16 protein-coding genes and 3 pseudogenes are annotated in these 17,780 nt (G+C 33.7%); 11 read left to right on the forward strand and 8 right to left on the reverse strand.

The window, feature by feature from the left end:
* Complete coding sequence (locus CY0110_RS04325; protein WP_008274081.1) at positions 1-558, reverse strand: metal-dependent hydrolase; 558 nt, start codon at positions 556-558, stop codon at positions 1-3.
* 100 nt (positions 559-658) lie between these two features.
* On the reverse strand, positions 659-874 hold the full coding sequence (locus tag CY0110_RS04330; RefSeq protein WP_008274082.1) for a hypothetical protein: 216 nt from the start codon (positions 872-874) through the stop codon (positions 659-661).
* 253 nt (positions 875-1,127) lie between these two features.
* Here CY0110_RS04330 and CY0110_RS04335 point away from each other — a divergent pair, with 253 nt between their 5' ends.
* From CY0110_RS04335 to CY0110_RS04365, 6 genes and pseudogenes are all read left to right on the forward strand, one after another.
* Positions 1,128-2,192, forward strand: coding sequence for an LOG family protein (locus CY0110_RS04335; protein WP_008274083.1), 1,065 nt, complete (start codon positions 1,128-1,130; stop codon positions 2,190-2,192).
* Positions 2,193-2,425: 233 nt separating this feature from the next.
* Positions 2,426-3,805, forward strand: a complete 1,380-nt coding sequence (locus CY0110_RS04340; RefSeq protein WP_008274084.1) for a carotenoid oxygenase family protein — start codon at positions 2,426-2,428, stop codon at positions 3,803-3,805.
* Between the two features lie 312 nt (positions 3,806-4,117).
* Complete coding sequence (locus CY0110_RS04345; protein WP_008274085.1) at positions 4,118-4,261, forward strand: chlorophyll a/b-binding protein; 144 nt, start codon at positions 4,118-4,120, stop codon at positions 4,259-4,261.
* 127 nt (positions 4,262-4,388) lie between these two features.
* On the forward strand, positions 4,389-4,658 hold the full coding sequence (locus CY0110_RS04350; RefSeq protein ID WP_008274086.1) for a hypothetical protein: 270 nt from the start codon (positions 4,389-4,391) through the stop codon (positions 4,656-4,658).
* A gap of 186 nt (positions 4,659-4,844) precedes the next feature.
* The gene (locus tag CY0110_RS04355; RefSeq protein WP_035798482.1) at positions 4,845-5,039 is read left to right on the forward strand and encodes a hypothetical protein; all 195 of its coding nucleotides are present in this window, start codon (positions 4,845-4,847) and stop codon (positions 5,037-5,039) included.
* 154 nt (positions 5,040-5,193) lie between these two features.
* Positions 5,194-6,684 (forward strand): annotated as a pseudogene (locus CY0110_RS04365) (IS701 family transposase).
* A 55-nt stretch (positions 6,685-6,739) separates the two neighbouring features.
* On the opposite strand, the pseudogene CY0110_RS04370 reads toward CY0110_RS04365, so the two are convergent.
* Positions 6,740-7,069: pseudogene (locus CY0110_RS04370) on the reverse strand (transposase); the annotation flags it as partial.
* The gene (locus tag CY0110_RS31715) at positions 7,051-7,233 is read right to left on the reverse strand and encodes a helix-turn-helix domain-containing protein (RefSeq protein WP_071943764.1); all 183 of its coding nucleotides are present in this window, start codon (positions 7,231-7,233) and stop codon (positions 7,051-7,053) included. The gene CY0110_RS31715 and the pseudogene CY0110_RS04370, both read right to left, overlap by 19 nt.
* Positions 7,234-8,304: 1,071 nt before the next feature.
* Here CY0110_RS31715 and btpA point away from each other — a divergent pair.
* The 4 genes from btpA to CY0110_RS31610 all read left to right on the forward strand — a co-directional run bounded on the left by btpA (position 8,305) and on the right by CY0110_RS31610 (position 10,869).
* Positions 8,305-9,153 (forward strand): photosystem I biogenesis protein BtpA, encoded by an 849-nt coding sequence (gene btpA / locus CY0110_RS04375; RefSeq protein ID WP_008274091.1) that lies wholly within the window; start codon positions 8,305-8,307, stop codon positions 9,151-9,153.
* A gap of 48 nt (positions 9,154-9,201) precedes the next feature.
* Complete coding sequence (locus CY0110_RS04380) at positions 9,202-10,185, forward strand: vitamin K epoxide reductase family protein (protein ID WP_008274092.1); 984 nt, start codon at positions 9,202-9,204, stop codon at positions 10,183-10,185.
* A 122-nt stretch (positions 10,186-10,307) separates the two neighbouring features.
* Complete coding sequence (gene ccmS, locus CY0110_RS04385; RefSeq protein WP_008274093.1) at positions 10,308-10,736, forward strand: beta-carboxysome assembly chaperone CcmS; 429 nt, start codon at positions 10,308-10,310, stop codon at positions 10,734-10,736.
* A 16-nt stretch (positions 10,737-10,752) separates the two neighbouring features.
* On the forward strand, positions 10,753-10,869 hold the full coding sequence (locus CY0110_RS31610) for a DUF6887 family protein (RefSeq protein ID WP_008274094.1): 117 nt from the start codon (positions 10,753-10,755) through the stop codon (positions 10,867-10,869).
* A gap of 156 nt (positions 10,870-11,025) precedes the next feature.
* Here the strand turns inward: CY0110_RS31610 and CY0110_RS04390 are convergent, their stop codons facing one another.
* Entirely contained in the window at positions 11,026-11,934 is a 909-nt protein-coding gene (locus CY0110_RS04390; protein WP_008274095.1) for a hypothetical protein, read from the reverse strand.
* A 239-nt stretch (positions 11,935-12,173) separates the two neighbouring features.
* On the opposite strand from CY0110_RS04390, the pseudogene CY0110_RS04395 reads away from it, so the two are divergent.
* Positions 12,174-13,624 (forward strand): annotated as a pseudogene (locus CY0110_RS04395) (IS66-like element ISCysp3 family transposase).
* Here CY0110_RS04395 and CY0110_RS04400 read toward each other — a convergent pair.
* The 3 genes from CY0110_RS04400 to CY0110_RS30755 are packed head-to-tail and all read right to left on the reverse strand — an operon-like array spanning position 13,621 to position 17,687.
* The gene (locus CY0110_RS04400; protein ID WP_008274098.1) at positions 13,621-14,763 is read right to left on the reverse strand and encodes a hypothetical protein; all 1,143 of its coding nucleotides are present in this window, start codon (positions 14,761-14,763) and stop codon (positions 13,621-13,623) included. The pseudogene CY0110_RS04395 and the gene CY0110_RS04400 sit on opposite strands and share 4 nt — an antisense overlap.
* Positions 14,763-15,152 carry a hypothetical protein gene (locus CY0110_RS30750; protein ID WP_008274099.1) on the reverse strand — a complete coding sequence of 130 codons (390 nt, stop codon included), beginning with the start codon at positions 15,150-15,152 and terminating at the stop codon, positions 14,763-14,765. The genes CY0110_RS04400 and CY0110_RS30750 overlap by 1 nt, the downstream gene beginning before the upstream one ends.
* A 36-nt stretch (positions 15,153-15,188) precedes the next feature.
* Positions 15,189-17,687 carry a hypothetical protein gene (locus tag CY0110_RS30755; RefSeq protein ID WP_008274100.1) on the reverse strand — a complete coding sequence of 833 codons (2,499 nt, stop codon included), beginning with the start codon at positions 17,685-17,687 and terminating at the stop codon, positions 15,189-15,191.
* Positions 17,688-17,780 lie beyond the last annotated feature (93 nt).

The raw sequence follows: 17,780 nt of genomic DNA on the forward strand, positions 1-17,780 counted from the left end.
TTAATTATGAATTTGTACATTTTTATAAATACTTTTGGCAACAAAAAAAATAACAAAAAATAATAAGGGAATAATTACAATTTCTTGTAAAATAGTAAGAAAATTATTTAATTGAATAATTCCTCCTGTAAAACTTAGTCCGCCCAAAATAGAAATAGGAAAAGCAAAATAATCAGAACTAAAGGGTAGAAAACATTGTACACCCGCAGGGAGATAGCGATCATAGGCTAACATATCTAATAAAATGTGACTAAAATAAAGTCCCCATAACCAAACCAAAAAGGAATAGGGTATTTTTTTATAAAATCTTAGACAATAAAAAATAACAAGACAAACAATAAAACCTACAAAAAAGCTATGGGTAAACTGACGATGAATAGCATTAAAGTCTTGATAAAATAAATAACCTAATAGAAAATCAATGTCAGGTAAATTAGCAATCAAAATAGCAGTTATTAATAATTGCTTTGATGAGTAATATTTCAAAAAATGAGAATTTTTACGAACTAAGAAAAAGCCCAAATAACCTGCTAAACTATGACCGATAGGAGATGCCATTTTCAAAATTTCAGTATTTTTTGTTTTTCAAATAAACTTGTCTTTTTAAAGCTAATATTAAACTAAATCTCTTAACTAAAAAAGACTCATTTTATCCTAACTATTCATAAAAACTATTTAATAAAGATTCTAATGCTTTATAACCCCATTTTGCGATTATTAAACCACAAAAAATAGTTATAAATAAACAACCTCCGATCCCTAAAGTAAAAGGAATTGAATGACCAAACAGCCTACTATTATACCAATATAAACCTCCTAATACTAAACCAACCAATCCACCTATGGTAAAACGCTTTACAAAAGAAATTAACATGATTTTTTCATAAATCAAGGAAGAATAAAGGCTTAATAGTAATGTAGCAAAAATAATTCGTTGTGATTATTTTGAAGGTTCAGTTTAGGTTATCGACAATTTATATCGTAATTAAAATATTATCAGGTTTCTAATTTGATCGCAACTTAGGTAAAATAGAAGTAGTTTCCAACACAATTCTATGAAATAATCTAATTTTTCCAGAATTTTCATGTATCGATAATCTTCTCATTTTGACTTTATTATCCTAATTATGACCATATCTGCCAATAACCAACAAATTTCTCTTTCCTCAGACATAGAAAAACTCATCACCAATTTAGCAGACCACGAACATGGTAAATTAATAGAAAGGGCATTAGGAGTCTTATTACGCATTGCTGATGAAGAAGTTGATCGTTTAGACTGGAAAATTCTAACTACTGCCTTAGAAGACTTAGAAAAAGGCTTTCAGGTATTTTATCCCTATCGTCACACTCGTAAGGTTACCATTTTCGGGTCAGCCCGTTTATCCCCTCAAAGTTCAGAATATCGCCTCGCCGTAGAATTTGCCCGTTATATTACTCAGTTTGGCTTTATGGTACTCACAGGGGCTGGAGGGGGTATTATGGAAGCAGGAAACGAAGGGGCCGGTAGAGAGCATTCTTTTGGCTTAAATATTGATTTACCCTTTGAACAAGGGACTAACCCTTTTATTGCTGGAGATGATAAGTTAATTAAGTTTAAATACTTTTTTACTCGTAAACTTTTCTTCTTAAGAGAAAGCGATGCAGTAGCTTTATTTCCTGGGGGGTTTGGAACCCAAGACGAAGCCTTTGAAACCTTAACATTATGTCAAACTGGAAAATATGGACCTTGTCCTTTAGTCTTAATTGATGAACCTGGCGGAGACTATTGGAAAACTTGGCATGAATATAATTATAATAATTTATTGTCACGGGGTTTAATTAGTGCAGAAGATTCTAGTCTTTATACGATTACTGATAGTTTAGCTACTGCTTGTAATGCCATTCGTGAATTTTATTGTGTGTATCATTCTAGTCGTTATATAGATAATTTATTAGTGTTACGACTGAATTCTGAATTAACTGATGAACAAGTTGAAATACTAAATGAAGAATATGCTGATATTTTAGTTACAGGAAAGATTAAAAAAAGTCAGGTATTACCACAAGAAAATGATGAAAAAACGACTAATCTTCCTCGTTTAACCTTACACTTCAATCGGCAAAATTCTGGACGACTTTATCAAATGATCAATCAAATTAATAAGTTTGGGACTTGTTTACCCATAGAACCCCATCCAGAATGGAAGTAGTTAATTTTATAATTATAACTTACCATGTACATTTGAACTAAAAATCTTCTGAATCTAATGATACTTCCCTCAAACTATTAAAAGTAAAATTCAAAACCTTTAGTTGCATTCCTAATTCAAAAATGTCTATGTTCCCTAACCTCAACGGACTTTATGACTAAACATTTAGTAATTTCATAAATCGTCTAGAAGATTAGTTATATTAACAAATAGAGAATAATCAAAAGTTAAATATGACTGCCACTATCAAAATCAATCCTTATCTTTCAGGAAACTTTGCCCCCGTTAGTCGAGAAATTACTGCTCATAATTTAACAGTTACTGGGGAAATTCCCAAAAATTTAAGGGGAATGTTCCTCAGAAATGGCCCTAACCCTCAATTTAGCCCCATCGGTGAGTATCATTGGTTTGATGGGGATGGGATGATTCATGGCGTACATATTGAAGATGGCAAAGTCTCCTACCGTAACCGTTTTGTTCAAACCCGTGGTTATTGCTTAGAAAAAGAAGCTAATAAACCTCTCTGGACAGGGATGCTAGAACCGCCGCAAATGGATAACCCTTATGGTCCTTTGAAAAACACCGCTAACACGGCTTTAGTGTACCATGCTGACCGTCTTCTGGCACTTTGGGAAGGGGGTGAACCTCATGCTTTAATGGTTCCTGAATTAGATACCCTAGGCTCTTATAATTTTGATGGTAAGTTAACGTCTCCTTTTACAGCTCATCCAAAAATTGATCCCGTAACAGGAGAAATGATGTTTTTCGGTTATTCGATGATTCAACCTCCCTATTTACAATACGGTATTGTTTCCTCACAAGGAGAATTATTAAAAACTGTTCCCATTGACTTACCTGTTGGGGTGATGATGCACGATTTTGCTATTACAGAAAACTATACAATTTTTCTCGATCTTCCTTTCACTTTTCGTCCTGATAGAATGCAAAAAGGAGAATCTCCCTTAAAATTTGAAAATGATACCCCTTCTCGTTTTGGGATTGTTCCTAGACAGGGAAATAATGAAGATATTCGCTGGTTTGAAAGTAATTCTTGTTATATTTTTCATACGTTGAATGCTTATGAAAAAGGAGACGAAATTGTTTTAATAGCTTGTCGGATGAATGCCACAACCGTATTAGGAGAAGCAACAGAGGAAACTGAAGAATCAGATATTCCCCATCTTCATGAATGGCATTTTAATCTCAAAACAGGTGAAGTAAAAGAACAAAAATTATGTGATCTTCCTTCAGAATTTCCTCGTATTAATGAACAATATACAGGACGAAAAACCTGTTATGGTTACTCAGGTAAAATGGCAGATTCTTCTGAACCTAAATTTAATGGCATTATTAAACATGATTTTGAGAAAGGAGGCTTTGACATTCATCATTTTGGTCGTCATAGATATGGTAGTGAACCTATTTTTGCTCCTAACCCCGATGCAGAGAAAGAGGACGAAGGATGGTTACTTACTTTTATCCATGATGAAGGGTCAAATACCTCAGAATTAGTGATTATTGATGCTCAGGATTTTACTGCTTCTCCTATAGCAAAAATACAAATTCCTCAACGAGTTCCCTATGGGTTTCATGGGATGTGGTTAGCTCAATAACTTAATATTTTTAATGCAAAAATTATCCCCAAGAATTGCAATTCTTGAGGAGACTTGTTATGAACCAGCCTTATATATGAAGTGGCTGACGGCTTTTATCATGATGGTTTTATTGTAAAGTTATGTATCGCAATTTCATAATTTCTTAATATTTTCTTTAGATTTACCCCGAATTATATCTTTCTTTCAAATGTCTATCTAAAGGGATAAATTCAAGTAATTACGGTTTTCCCCCTTGCGACCTCTTTGTCAACTTTTGTATTATTTAAGTAATGAAACTTTACATTCAACTAAATAACGGAGGTCACTCTTATGGATAACCAAGAAACAAAACTAGGCTTTACCGAATTTGCAGAAGCTTGGAATGGTCGTCTAGCCATGCTAGGATTTGTCATTGGCGTTATCACTGAATATGTCACAGGACAAGGAATTTTATCCCAAATTGGCCTAATGTAATCATAAAATCCCTTTCAGTTTCTAAAGTTACTGAAAAACTGAACGGGGGGGCGAAATGCTCCCTCTTACACCTTTTATTAACCCACTATATTGATTATCTTAGAGAAGAGTTAAGAAATAATATTTTATGTTTCCCAATCTGTTTGAAGCAACGAAAGAATATTGGCAACAACTTGATGAAATTGAATCCCGTTATAAACAAGGAAAACTTTCTATTGAGGAAGTTGATAGAGAAGTAGAAACATTAATGAAGCAACTGGGACGTAAAAGAAAAGAAACTTTGCTATTTTTAACAGAAACTTTTTCTCATTGGGTATCTAGCAACACAGAACTTTTAGTTACTTTAGTTTTAGTCCTTACAGTCGTTTATAGTTGGATGCTTACCATGAATAACTAAATAACTTCTACTTATTTCCACTTTATACCACTTATTAAAATCGCTAAAACCCCGAATATGCCTTACTTTTGGGACTGACATCACCCCTGATGACCTCATAAGATAAGGGTAATAAGAGGAAAGCGGATGCGACCCCGCGCCGTCGAACGGCGCAAGGGAAAGCGCACCAAGAGAGAGGTCAAACCAATGTTAAATACCACTAACAACACTATTATTCTTCGCAACTATATTATTCTCACTGCTACGGTTATGTTTACTGCCATCGGCTTAACTGACACATTTTTAGCTCCCACACGAGTAGGACAACAAGATCGCATTAACAACTTTGGACAAGTATTAAGTGCTGGATTGGTTTCCTATTCTCAAAACTTAGGACGTTAATTAAGTTTATTTGGTTTCCTCTTGCTATATCCCTGTCATCGGTACGGGGGTTTTTTATTGTTTAATTTTGAAAGAATAATATCCCTCTTCTGTCACTTTCCGAAAATTAAAGTAAAATAAAAAAGCGACAAACGGCTAAAAAGTAGAGGGGACAATGGATGTAGAGTTACAAATTCTCAAACATTTGGCTAGAGATGCACAACCAACAGTATCAGTGATTGATGAATATTGTGAAGGGTACAAGTCTCTTTTTAATGAAGTCAGAAGCTACGAATGTTTTAAATATTTACATTTAGGAATTATCTCACCAATTAAGAAAAAATCCTTACCCGAAATTGCTAAGATAGTAGGGATAAATTCACCTCAATCTTTACATCACTTTATAGCCTATTCTCCTTGGGAAGTAACTGAATTGAGACATAGGAGATTACAGAAAACCTTACAAGCATTAAAAGGGGAAAAAATCATTATGATAATTGATGAAACTGGAGATAGGAAGAAGCGGTGCGACCCCGCGCCTTCGTAAGGCGCAAGGGAACGCGCACCAAGAGAAGGAAATAAAACAGATTATGTGAGCAGACAATATCTAGGAAGTGTAGGAAAAATAGATAGAGGAATTGTATCAGTTAATGCTTATGGGATTTATGAGAATATTACGTTTCCTCTAATGTTTAAAGTCTTTAAACCCAAAGGAACATTAAAAGAAAATGATCAATATAAAACAAAAATTGAATTGGCATCAGAAATCATTACAGAATTAATTGATTTTGGCTTTGAGATTGAGTTAGTTTTAGCCGATAGTGCGGAATGCACTGCCGCTTTCCAGCTTGAATTCAATTCAAGCTGGGTCGGCAGTTTATATGGGGAAAGTAGCTTATTTGTCAGGACTTTAGATAAATATAAACTACCTTGGATTCTTGCTATTAGAAGTAATCACGGAGTTTGGATGCCTTCTAGCCAAAAGGTTAGAGGCAATAAGCGGTGCGACCCCGATGAGGTTTCCTCATCTAGGGAACGCGCACCAAGACAATGGTGTAAATTTCAGAGAACCTTTAGTAATCAAACTTCTGAAATCAGGTATATCCGAGAAATCATTTTTGGTAAAAGAAGTCATCGTACTTACTGGGAAATGACTACTGATCCTGAAACAATGCCAGAGAATTCAACCTCTTTTGTCATGACTAATCTCAAAGCAACAACGAACCAAATTAAAAAGAAATTAGGGAACCTTTATGGTTTAAGAACATGGGTCGAATATGGTTTTCGACAGTGTAAACAAGAACTAGGTTGGACTGATTACCGTTTTACTCAATTTTCTCTTATTGAAAGATGGTGGGAACTCATCATGAGTTCTTATTTGATGGTTAGTTTAAATACTCAGCCTTTTTTATCTTTACAATTAGAAAACAAAGCAAAAAAAGAAACGGTTAATTCCCAAGCTTCTCTATCTATACATCCACAGTGGAATTATAAGGATGGGTGGAAGAATGTCTTGAATAATCTTCGTTTAATCATTCAGCCAACTCTTTTATTATGGTTGTTGTCTCCTTGGTTGGATATGTTTCCAAATATATCTTTACGCTTGGGTTTTCATGATTTGATTCATGCTGTCAATCAGCTTCAACCATTTTTCTCCTCTGCATAAATTGTCTTATTTCTTATTTCTTAAACTCGGAAAGTGACAGAAGAGGGATATAGCCTTACGGATACACGTTAGGACATTTTTTGAAAGCTGTATCAACACATTCTCTAACAGTCTCAAATTCTTTAACTCTCTGTTTCATCCAAGTTTTGAGAACAGACCACCAACGTTCTATCTTGTTTAAATCGGGAGAATAAGGAGGTAGATACCAAATTTCACATCCTACCTTTTCGACTGTTTCTTTAATACTTTGTCCTTGGTGGAAAGTAGCGTTATCAATAATAATTATATCCCCTGGTTGAAGTTGAGGAATCAAACTTTTTTCCAGCCATGTTTCAAATAAATCTCGATTACACGACCCCTCAAAAGTTAATGGAGCAAATATTTCTTGGCGATCGCTTTGAAGTCTCCTGTTTCTTGTTCTCTTTTTAGCCATAAATCGAGAGTATTACGACTAATTTTCATTAATCGGCAAATAGCTATCTTCTTTTCTCCTCTATAATAAGCATTTACGGCTTTTTTTCTCAAATCGTAGCTATAAGGAGCAGGCATTTTTTTCTTGTTTTCGTGAGCGCTTTAATTCTAGCTAATTTTGTCCTAACCTAACCCCGTATTGCTATAACTGATTACAGCACTTTGCAAGTGATTAAAATACGTTTGACACCTGTCTCCTGCCTCAAGCCTTAACTTCTTGTCCCACACTAAGATCGAAAACTACTGTAACCCTTTTCTATCACTTTCCTAAATTCTGACGAATTTCCGTTATTATAGCCAACGATACCCAACGAGAGAATAACAGTTTGAACCCCATTTTTCGGAGTCTGGCAGAAAAGGGGTAATTGCTGAGTGGTCACTGATAACTGATAACAAGGGACACTTATTAAACTGTCCATTACCTGTTGCTTCTTCAACGTGATTGTTTTAATCTATGTATAAATCAATAAATTATTGATTTATGTGTGGTGTGAGAGAGCTAGTAGAAAAGCACTTGGGGTCGAAACACGGCAAGACTCCCAGGTGCTTTTCTCAATATTTGAGGTAATAAAGTAGGATAGTTTTTTTCCTTTGGTAGGAACAGGAGTCAAGTTTTTCCGATTTTACTGAACTTAGGATGTAAAATCAACTAGCAAAATGCTAATTTAAAAGGCTTATAATGCGAGAATTATCAAAATTTATAAAGCCATAAGCTTTTCTTTTTTTTGAATATTTTCTAAATAAAAAAGATTCCTATCACTTGAGTGAAGTGATAATTTTTAACTTTTATTCTTTCTAGTTTGAGTAACTCGGTCATTAACGCGAGTTCGAGATTTGATACCATTTGTATAAGTATTGAGTCATATCTTTAGATTTTTCAAGTTAAATTAAAGCAAAAAAGAAGCTGTAATTTAACTTTAGAGAACTATCTGTTGATTTAATACTTCGCTTGTTTTTAGTATTTTAGAAAAAATTATATACTAGGTTCGCTAGAACCGCTTTTATTTGCTTCTTAGAATGTTATAAGAACGCCTGACTTCTGATTACAATATAATACCCTATTCCCCCGTCCCCCTGATAAGGTACAATGGCTAATCGGAGCTAAATTTCAGACGGCATCAACTGTAGTCGACCGTTAGGTAGATAAGCGTGGACTTGACTCAAATATTCAACACGACCAACCCAGTTATTGGTGTCGTTCATCTGCTGCCCTTACCCACGTCACCCCGTTGGGGAGGTAGTTTAAACGCAGTAATTGAACGAGCCGAACAAGAAGCCACCGCCCTGGCCGCAGGGGGAGTTGATGGTATTATCGTAGAAAACTTTTTTGATGCCCCTTTCACCAAAGAAAAGGTTGATCCGGTGGTCATCAGCGCCATGACATTAATTGTTGATCGCATTAAAAACTTAGTGGTGGTTCCAGTGGGCATCAACTTGCTAAGAAATGACGCTGTAGGAGCAATGGCGATCGCTTCGACCATTAATGCTCAATTTATCCGTGTCAACGTCTTAACAGGCATTATGGCCACGGATCAGGGATTAATTGAAGGAAACGCCCATGAATTACTGCGCTATCGTCGTCAGTTAGATGCTGATGTGGCTATTTTAGCCGATGTTTTGGTTAAACACGCTCGACCTCTAGGAACACCCAACCTCACCACAGCCGTACAAGATACCATTGAACGCGGATTGGCCGATGGCGTTATTCTCTCTGGTTGGGCAACTGGTAGTCCTCCCAGTCTCGAAGATTTAGAACTGGCAACAGCAGCAGCTCAAGGAACCCCCGTATTCATTGGTAGTGGTGCCGATTGGGATAACATTGGTAAACTGATGACAGCAGCCGATGGGGTAATTGTCGCTAGTTCCCTCAAACGTCATGGCAAAATTAGCGAACCCGTCGATCCCATTCGTGTCGCCCAGTTTGTCGAAGCAGCCAAAGAAGTCAGTACATCTAAAGAAAAAACAAAATCTCAGCAACCTTTAAAGTTGAGATCCTAAGCCCTTGCTAAAATCAAGGATAATTGATTGCTAAATTAAAAAACGATTATGATTCGTAGTAGACGTTCAGTTCCTTGGATTCATCGTTGGTCTCGTCCGATGATTGGGGCGATCGCCATTGCCGGGGCTATTTTAACTGCCTATCTTACCATTACTAAACTAACTGGGGGAGAAGTGGCTTGTGGAGCTAGTGATGCAGCTACCATGGCCACTGGCTGTAAAGGTGTCCTCGACAGTCCCTACGCCACGGTGTTTGGCTTACCATTAAGTTTGTTCGGATTTTTGGCTTATGGCAGTATGTCCGTTGCTTCTTTAGGTCCGTTATTTATTAAACCAGAAAAGAAAAAAAGCTTTAGAAAACAACTCGATGAATGGACTTGGTTATTCCTCTTAGCCGGAGGAACTTCCATGGCCGTCTTTAGTGGTTATTTGATGTATATTCTAGCCACAGAATTACAATCGGTTTGTTACTATTGCATCGGTTCAGCCTTGTTTTCTCTGAGTTTAATGGGCTTAAGTATTTTTGGCCGAGAATGGGAAGAAGTGGGTCAACTTTTCTTTATTCCTATTGTTGTGGCTATGATTACTTTAGTGGGAACTCTAGGAATTTATGCACCTCTTAAACAACCTACTAACGCCGATGGTCGGATTCTTATTGAAACGGCCACTACACGACCAACTCCCCCTTCTGGTTGGGAAATAACCACAGACTCGGGCCCCGCAGAAATTGAATTAGCCGAACATTTAACCTCCGTCGGCGCAAAAATGTATGGCGCTTTTTGGTGTCCCCATTGTTACGATCAAAAACAAGTTTTGGGTCAAGAAGCTTTTGAAAAAGTCACTTATATTGAATGTGATCCCAGTGGGAAAAATCCCCAACCTGATGCTTGTCAGGCTGCTGAAGTTGAATCCTATCCCACTTGGGAGATTAACGGAGAAAAATTATCAGGGGCCCAACTTCCTGAAACCTTAGCTGAAGAGACGGGTTATACAGGGCCTACAGACTGGAAATATACTATTCCTGGACGTTAATGAATTCAGAAGTCAGAACTCAGAAGTCAGAAATTCTTTGCTACGCTGTAGCGCAACAGCACAGAAGTCCCTGACTTCGTTCTGATTTTGATTAGAGAAAAAAATTTCAAGGTAGAATAATGATGCAATTTGGTGAATCAGTTCCTGATAATGCGGAAAATCAATGGCGATATCAATTAGACCGTTTTGTAACAGAAAATAAAAACGATTTAGCAGCTTTAGCATACGGCTTAAAAAACGAATGGAAAGAGAAAGAAGATGTTTTGGGTATTGATTTAGAACCTGAACCCCACTTTATTCGTTGTTCTCGTCAATCTTTAGAAGACTTAAATCGTAAAGTTGAAGGGAAAATACAAGAAATTTTAGGTATTTTTGATAATTATAATCAACAAGAAGAAGTCGCTATGTTGGCTATTAATAAGGGTCAAATTAAATTAATTTATTATCAATCTGAGCCTTCTCCTCCAGTTTGTTTTGAGGAAAAAGAATCAGATTTAGATAGTTTAATTGAAGAACTTGAAAATATTATGAAGGAAATTAATTGGTATTAAGTGGAATTTAAAAAGATTGATAGTTAAATTTGATGAAATGAAGATTGATTTTCAACCCATGAGTAAAGAAGACTTAAAAGCTTATGTTTTAACTAATAAAAAAGATACAGAAGCTATTTTACACCTTAGCTGATCGCCTGAAAACAGATAATCAAGATGTTCCTTGGTATCCCTCTCCTACCACACCAGAAAACATTGCTATTATGGAACAAGCAATTACAGAAAAGTTACCAACAAAAAACACTGAAGAATAATCAAAAAAATTAATTCTAAATTCTGAATTCTCCATCTACTTTTTAGCTAAAATTAAACTTAACACATTAATTTCGTTAGAATTTAATAAATATTTATCGGTAAACAGTTTACTTCTCAGTTCGTTTAAACTATAACTGCGAAAAATCATGAAGGGAAATTGTTCGTATTGGCAACCAATGGGTAAAAGATTAGAAACAGGATAAAGAGAACGAAGATACAGAGTTAAAATATCTTTGAAGCTATATTTTTCTGTTTGATCATCGTCACATTGGAAATATTCTTCGAGAAGTTCGGGAATAATGAAAGCATATAAAGGAATGGCATAATATTGATCATCGTATTGACTATTTTGTTCATAGTTTTGCACACTATTATTCTTTTCAAACATGGTATTTACAAATTTAATTACATCTGCAATAGTTCTTTTGATAGTTTCTGGTAGTTTTGGATGCTTTTTAAGATACTCTAAGTTAGAGATGATTTCTTCATAGTTTAAGGTTTCTGAACCTTTATCTGTTTTAATTTTATATCTTTCTTCAATTTTTTTACCTTTAATGGGAACCACTAATAAACTACCATTAATATGACATTTTTCAATAGGGTAATAGTTTAGTAACTCTTCAAAACTATTATCTATTAATTTTAAAAATTGATTGAATAACTCTGTTCGTAAATCCAGGGGTGATATCCCTGACTTTTGGGGATCTTTAAACATTTTTTTTAGAGTAAAATCACATTCTTGTAAAAGTTTTTCTAAATAATTAGAAACCTGTATAAGTTCTTCATTATCATAAGATTTTCTAGCTTGTTGTTTCAGTTTTTTAATTAAATTACTAAGTTTACTACTAAAAGTATCACCTGCAGCAGAAACTGATTTACCACTAACAGGAATCATTAAAAATTGATGATTGCCAATTGTTCCAAAACCTTGAATTCTTGTCATAATTGAAGTTTTTAAAATTAGCAAAAGATTAATGAATGACAAAACACTTTCTTGTATTGCTAATTTCCGTTTTTCTTGCTTTTCTTCTTGATCATAGATTGCTTGTTCAGTGAGGTAAAATATTAATTGTTTATCCTGTCTATCAATCTCATCGTTTCCTCTTCCTCTATAAATGACTTGTATGTAAGGATTCAGGTGGCAAATATTGACAAACAGGCTGACTGCGCTAAAGTAACGGTATGAGTCAAACTGAACCAGGAGTACAGTTAAATCCAGACGAATTAAACCAACTGTCAAAATCTGGGTTGGTACAAATTATCTTGGCTCAACAGAAACTTATCGAGCAGCTACAAAAAGAAATAGAAAAATTAAAGCTCAGTCGTAATTTAGATAGCCAAACCTCATCAAAACCCCCATCAACAGACTTATTGAAAAAGTCTGAGAAGGCTAAAACAACTGAAGACGATAAGGATAAGAAAAGAAAACCAGGGGGACAACCTGGACATAAGGGAAAAACAAGGAAAGGCTTTGGGAGAATTGACAGAATTCAAATCTTGCAACCATCAATATGTAGTCACTGTGGTCAAACAGAATTATTAATAGAACCAGTGAAAGTTGATTCTCAGCAGGTAGCACAACTGGTAGATAAACCCATTGAGGTAGTAGAATATCATCGTCATCATTGTCGCTGTGGGCATTGTGGTGAAGTGACCAAAGCGAATTGGTCGCCCAAGACCGTCCCAGGACAAGATTTAGGAGTGAAGTTACAAGCTTTTCTGGGATGGTTAGGGAATTATGGACATCTACCTTATGAAAAGCAACAAGAGATGTTGTGGGAGTTAGGGCAATTGAGATAGGTATGGGGACCATCGTAGCCACCAATCAACGAGTAGAAACAGCCATTAATCCGTCGGTTGAACAATTATCCAAGTGGGTCAAAGTAGAACAACCCCCAATTCATGTTGATGAAACACCCTGGCCAGTGAAGGGAGTCAAAGAATGGTTGTGGGTATTTACCAATCAACTTTTCTGCCTGTTTCGGGCTGCTGATACTAGGGGGCGTAAGGAATTAGAAGATCAGTTAGGCCATGAATATGGTGGTGTTTTAAGTAGTGATGATTTGGGAGTTTACAATGGTTATACTGTTGTTGCTCAACAGAAATGTTTGGCACATTTACGCCGTCACTTTCAGCGATTAATAAAAACTCCAGGTCAATATAACAAAACCATCGGTCAAACTTTTCTCAAATTAATTGATGAAGCTTTCCGTCATTATCGTATTTGGCAAAACGATAAGAATAGGCATGGTTATCAAGTTTGGGCAAGACAATTCAAAGATAAGATAAAGATAGCCACAGAAGAATGGAAGCCTAAAGCCGGTTATGAAGCCGGAAAACTTTTGCGAAACCTTCGGCAAAAGGCAGAGCAATGGTGGTATTTTCTGGAGCATCCAGAGATCCCCCCTGATAATAATCTTGCTGAAAGATCCTTAAGATTAGCCATCACGAAACGGAAAGTTAGTGGGGGTTCAAGAAGCATGGAACGATTTAAACAAACAGCTAACTTATTGACGGTTATTCAAACTTGTCGTCGTCAAGAACGTTCGGTGATTGATTTTTTCGAGAAGTCATTAATAGCCAAAGTCGGTCATCCGAATTGTTTGTTTCCTTCCCTAATTCCTAACTTCTAGACCTGAATCCTTACAAAATTATCAATTATTTCTTCATGGGTAAATGAGTGTATTCCGTTGCTAGAAACATCCATCAGTTTATTAAAAAAGTTTCTTCCATCAATAAAACTTTTTGCTGCTTGACGTTGAATTACCTTTAAGATATCTTTGCGCGCTGTTGGTAGTTCTTTTTGAATTTTATCAGTATAAATGTTGTGACAAGTTTTAAGGATATTAAGATGTTCTTCTTGATTCGTTAACGTTAAAGAACTAATACCGCGATCGCTATATCCAATAATATTAAAATTGATACTTTCATCATCTTCTAGTAAATTTTTTGAGCGAAGAAAATTATAAAAACTATAAGCATAACTTCCAGCTTGTATCATTTTCATGCTTTCTTTGTCTTTGGTAACAAATGCTTTGTAATGATATTTTAGATGATTAGATAAATTAATTTTAGGGGTTTTACTATCTAGTCCCAAATTAGCAAAAGCACTTTTTTTTCTTAAATATGCAATCTCTTTTAATAATATTCTTTTCAATACTTCAACACTACGCAGATTGTCTAAATCTTGAATTTCTCTGATAGCAAAAATAGAATAATCAATGGATAAAATAGTTTTAATTTTTTGACTTTTTCTTTTCTGATACTGAAGGAAGATCAAAGTGTCAGCTTTTAAAAATTCTCCTGTTTTCTTATATTGCTCAAAATTATCAATAGTTATTAACTGTTGAAGAACATTTTTATATGCTTCCGTATCTCCTTTCGTTGTATAAGTTCCTAAACTATTATCACCATGAAAGACACATTGATAATAGAGAATATTTAACTTCTTATAATCTTCTTTTTTAAGACCTACTGCTGTAAAATACTCCTGTAAAAAATTAAGTCCTGATAAAAAAGCTTTTTGTAGAAAAAACAACACCCAATCTTTAATAATTTTACGATTTGAGTCACTTACAACTTTTTCTTCTATTGCTAATTTATCAATAATTCTGCTAAACTTCAATTCTTTTAAATCTTTAGAATATAAGTCACCATAGTTATGTTTAATCTCGTTTTGTTTGATATAGGTAAGAAGTCCAATATTAAACCCAACTTCAAACAAAAAACCTAACTTTTCCCCTAATTTAATTTGTTGACTTGTATTTGACATTATTCTTGTTCCTCCCTATCTGGTTCTCTATTTAGAAATCTTCTAACTTCTGTTAGAAAAGCAAGGGAATTAAAATCAATATTTCTATTACTATGTTTTAACATAGATAATGCAGCAACAGAGTTATCTCCTATTAAGTTTTGATAAGGATCTAATTTGAGATTAATCATTTTTGATGCTGCTTCATAACGAGAAAAATGAAATAAAGCTAGATAATTCAATATATCTTGTTTTAATTTGGTATTATTAATTAGTCCCTGATAAATGCTTTTTTCATGTCCAGTGTCGTTATAAATATTCAATAATGTAGTATAAGAAATGACTCCATTATATGACTTACTTTTATCATTCCCTACCGTGATACCATTAAATAAATTAAAAAATACCATTGATCTTTGACTCGCATCTGCTTTATCATTAACTAATTATGTCAATTCCGTTGTATCTTGTATATAAAGAGAAGCAGCATTAAGTTCTTGCAGTTTAACGACATAATATTTATCGAAGAAAATAGGATAAATATTGATATCATTTTTATTTATTTTTAACGCATTAATAACATCAGGAGACATAAAATACAGTTCTCTATCCTCTCCTGTAATGTTTAAATAGTTGGAGTAAGGAGATTTAGCAATATATAAGAAATGACGATATCCTTGATTATAAAGTTTAGTAACTTTGTTAATCAAAATATCAGGATATTTATAAATCTCTTCAGTATCATAATTACTGGAAAATGTTCCTTGATTATCTAGTCGAATTGTATAATCTTCAGTATCTTGTTGACGATATAAATATAAACAGATAACTTCCCCTATCATATTCTTTTTTTGATAGGTATTAGTCCACTTGCGATCGCATTCCCAACTAGATACAGCAATAATAGCAAGTTTATCTAATTGAGGTTTATAATTATCAAACTTAAATGTTTTAGGAAGGATAGAATAGAGAGAACTTAATGAATTACGCTTTGTATAAGACTTCATTCTTCTAACACAAATCCCTTGACAACTGAAACGATGATATTCATTTAATAAATGGGATAAGACATAAGAAAAAGAACGCATTAAAACTTCTTCAGGAGAAGAATCATCTTTATCAGTTAACTGAAGACGTAATAAAGGAATAAATAATCTTTTATTCGCTTTTTTTGATTCATCCAGTAAGACTTTTAAACTGAGGTAAGTTAATAAAGAGAAAGTTAATTGATACCAAAATATTTTGGAATTATCTTCTGTATTGAAAATTTCATCTTTAAGACGTTGATGATTATAATTGCAAACTAAAGAAGCTTGATTTTTTAATTGTTGTTTATAAATTGCACGACATTGATCTTCTTGAGGTGTTAAGATCATAGGTATGGTTTTAATTCCTTCTAAATCATACTTCATACTAAACTGTTGTTCTTCATTACTACGAAAGTATTGAATATCGTTAAATTTTATATCAACCGATAAACTACATAATGATTCAGTATCAATCTTCGTGTTATCATTCACTGAAATATATTTTAAACCATCTTTTTTACTTAATTCAGGTTTAAATAATGTATTGCTATTCTCAATTATATCTAAATCTTTGTGTAAAATTCCTTGACTAATACTCACCTTAAAAGTGTATGGTTTAGTATCAAATAATTTTGGATTTTCAATAGATTTGATCAATAAGTTTCTTAACTTATTAAGTTTTTCTGAAACATGAAACCTTTTAAAAATTTCGTCAACATCTAAAAATAATTCTTTTTTAGCTTGATCATCATTTCCTTTCAAAATAGGTAACATCTGTTCTTCAAAGTTTTCCACTGGATCATAACTTAATTCTGATTTAGGATCATAATTATCATCGGAAGGATTACTACGAGAAGCAAATACAAAGTAATATAAAAATACAACTTTTAAAAGTTTTCTAATAAATTTGTCTTTTTCAATTTCATTTTCTAATTTAGCTTTATTTTCCTTCTTATCTAAGTTGAGAAAGCTAGTATGATAGTCAAAAGAACTTTCACCTTCAGATATGTGAACCTGTCCATTTAATTTTAGTTTCATTCCAAAAACAAATTCTTGTTTATCCTTATCTCTATCATTCATCTCTCCTAAATATCCTTCGATTTGTGAAATGATTGGTAAGGAATCAAAAGCATAAGAATTATTAAAAAATTGTTGGAAATTGAATTCAATACCTTGGCAAGATACTGTATAATAATCATCGGGTTTAGTTTCATCATTAATATAAGCTTCTATTAATTTCAATCGTCTAATTAAGTCTTCAAAATAAACTGCATCTTCATCATCTTTAACTTTTTCGTATAAAAATTCTAAATATTTAATATTTGCTGCTTTCTTAATCTTTCCTAATGCTTCCTCTTTCATTAATGTTTTAAGTTTATAAATATCATTATCTTCCTTATCTTGATCTTCAAAAGTATTTTCAACAATTAAAGTTAACTGTTGTTTTCGTAAGTTAGTATATTGTTTTTCAAAAGGATAATTAAAACTGATACTATTATTACTGACTTCACCTTTTAAAGTTTCTAGAGGTGTTGCGATACTCTCTAAAAAGTTTTGAATAGATATCGATTTACCATTTTCTTCTGGCAACTCATTTTCTAATAATTCTTTAACCTTTTCTTGAATTAAATGTAATTGATCACTAAATATTGTTTCTATTCCTTCAAAAAAATTAATAGAGGCACATTTTGTTTGATAAGGTTGATCACAAAAAGGATCATTAATAGATAACAAAGAAACTTGATAAGCAAGTTCATCAATATTCATTAATAAACGCTTCTTATCTGGAGATAGGTCAAAAAGTTGCTGAGATTTATCACTATCTAAAACTTCAATAATTTTGCCCAAAAAATCATTATAATTTAGTTTAACTAAGTCGTTGCTATCTTCCTGTAAATGAGATCCAGAGTTTGCCATCTTGTTTTACACTGTTACCATCGAGAATAGTTTATTATTGCCCAGAGAATCATGAACCTTAGTAAACTTAGTAAATAAGTAATCTCGTACTGT

Source organism: Crocosphaera chwakensis CCY0110, assembly GCF_000169335.1.
GTDB classification, from domain to species: domain Bacteria; phylum Cyanobacteriota; class Cyanobacteriia; order Cyanobacteriales; family Microcystaceae; genus Crocosphaera; species Crocosphaera chwakensis.

What these genes read in the sequence shown, in the direction of transcription:
- CY0110_RS04335 (WP_008274083.1), top strand. Translation starts at nt 1,128, where the DNA reads ATGACCATATCTGCCAATAACCAACAAATTTCTCTTTCCTCAGACATA.
- CY0110_RS04355 (WP_035798482.1), top strand. Translation starts at nt 4,845, where the DNA reads ATGTTAAATACCACTAACAACACTATTATTCTTCGCAACTATATTATT.
- CY0110_RS04325 (WP_008274081.1), bottom strand. Translation starts at nt 558, where the DNA reads ATGGCATCTCCTATCGGTCATAGTTTAGCAGGTTATTTGGGCTTTTTC.
- CY0110_RS04350 (WP_008274086.1), top strand. Translation starts at nt 4,389, where the DNA reads ATGTTTCCCAATCTGTTTGAAGCAACGAAAGAATATTGGCAACAACTT.
- CY0110_RS04345 (WP_008274085.1), top strand. Translation starts at nt 4,118, where the DNA reads ATGGATAACCAAGAAACAAAACTAGGCTTTACCGAATTTGCAGAAGCT.
- ccmS (WP_008274093.1), top strand. Translation starts at nt 10,308, where the DNA reads ATGCAATTTGGTGAATCAGTTCCTGATAATGCGGAAAATCAATGGCGA.
- CY0110_RS30755 (WP_008274100.1), bottom strand. Translation starts at nt 17,687, where the DNA reads ATGGCAAACTCTGGATCTCATTTACAGGAAGATAGCAACGACTTAGTT.
- CY0110_RS04330 (WP_008274082.1), bottom strand. Translation starts at nt 874, where the DNA reads ATGTTAATTTCTTTTGTAAAGCGTTTTACCATAGGTGGATTGGTTGGT.
- CY0110_RS04400 (WP_008274098.1), bottom strand. Translation starts at nt 14,763, where the DNA reads ATGTCAAATACAAGTCAACAAATTAAATTAGGGGAAAAGTTAGGTTTT.
- CY0110_RS04380 (WP_008274092.1), top strand. Translation starts at nt 9,202, where the DNA reads ATGATTCGTAGTAGACGTTCAGTTCCTTGGATTCATCGTTGGTCTCGT.
- CY0110_RS04390 (WP_008274095.1), bottom strand. Translation starts at nt 11,934, where the DNA reads ATGACAAGAATTCAAGGTTTTGGAACAATTGGCAATCATCAATTTTTA.
- CY0110_RS30750 (WP_008274099.1), bottom strand. Translation starts at nt 15,152, where the DNA reads ATGGTATTTTTTAATTTATTTAATGGTATCACGGTAGGGAATGATAAA.
- CY0110_RS04340 (WP_008274084.1), top strand. Translation starts at nt 2,426, where the DNA reads ATGACTGCCACTATCAAAATCAATCCTTATCTTTCAGGAAACTTTGCC.
- CY0110_RS31715 (WP_071943764.1), bottom strand. Translation starts at nt 7,233, where the DNA reads ATGCCTGCTCCTTATAGCTACGATTTGAGAAAAAAAGCCGTAAATGCT.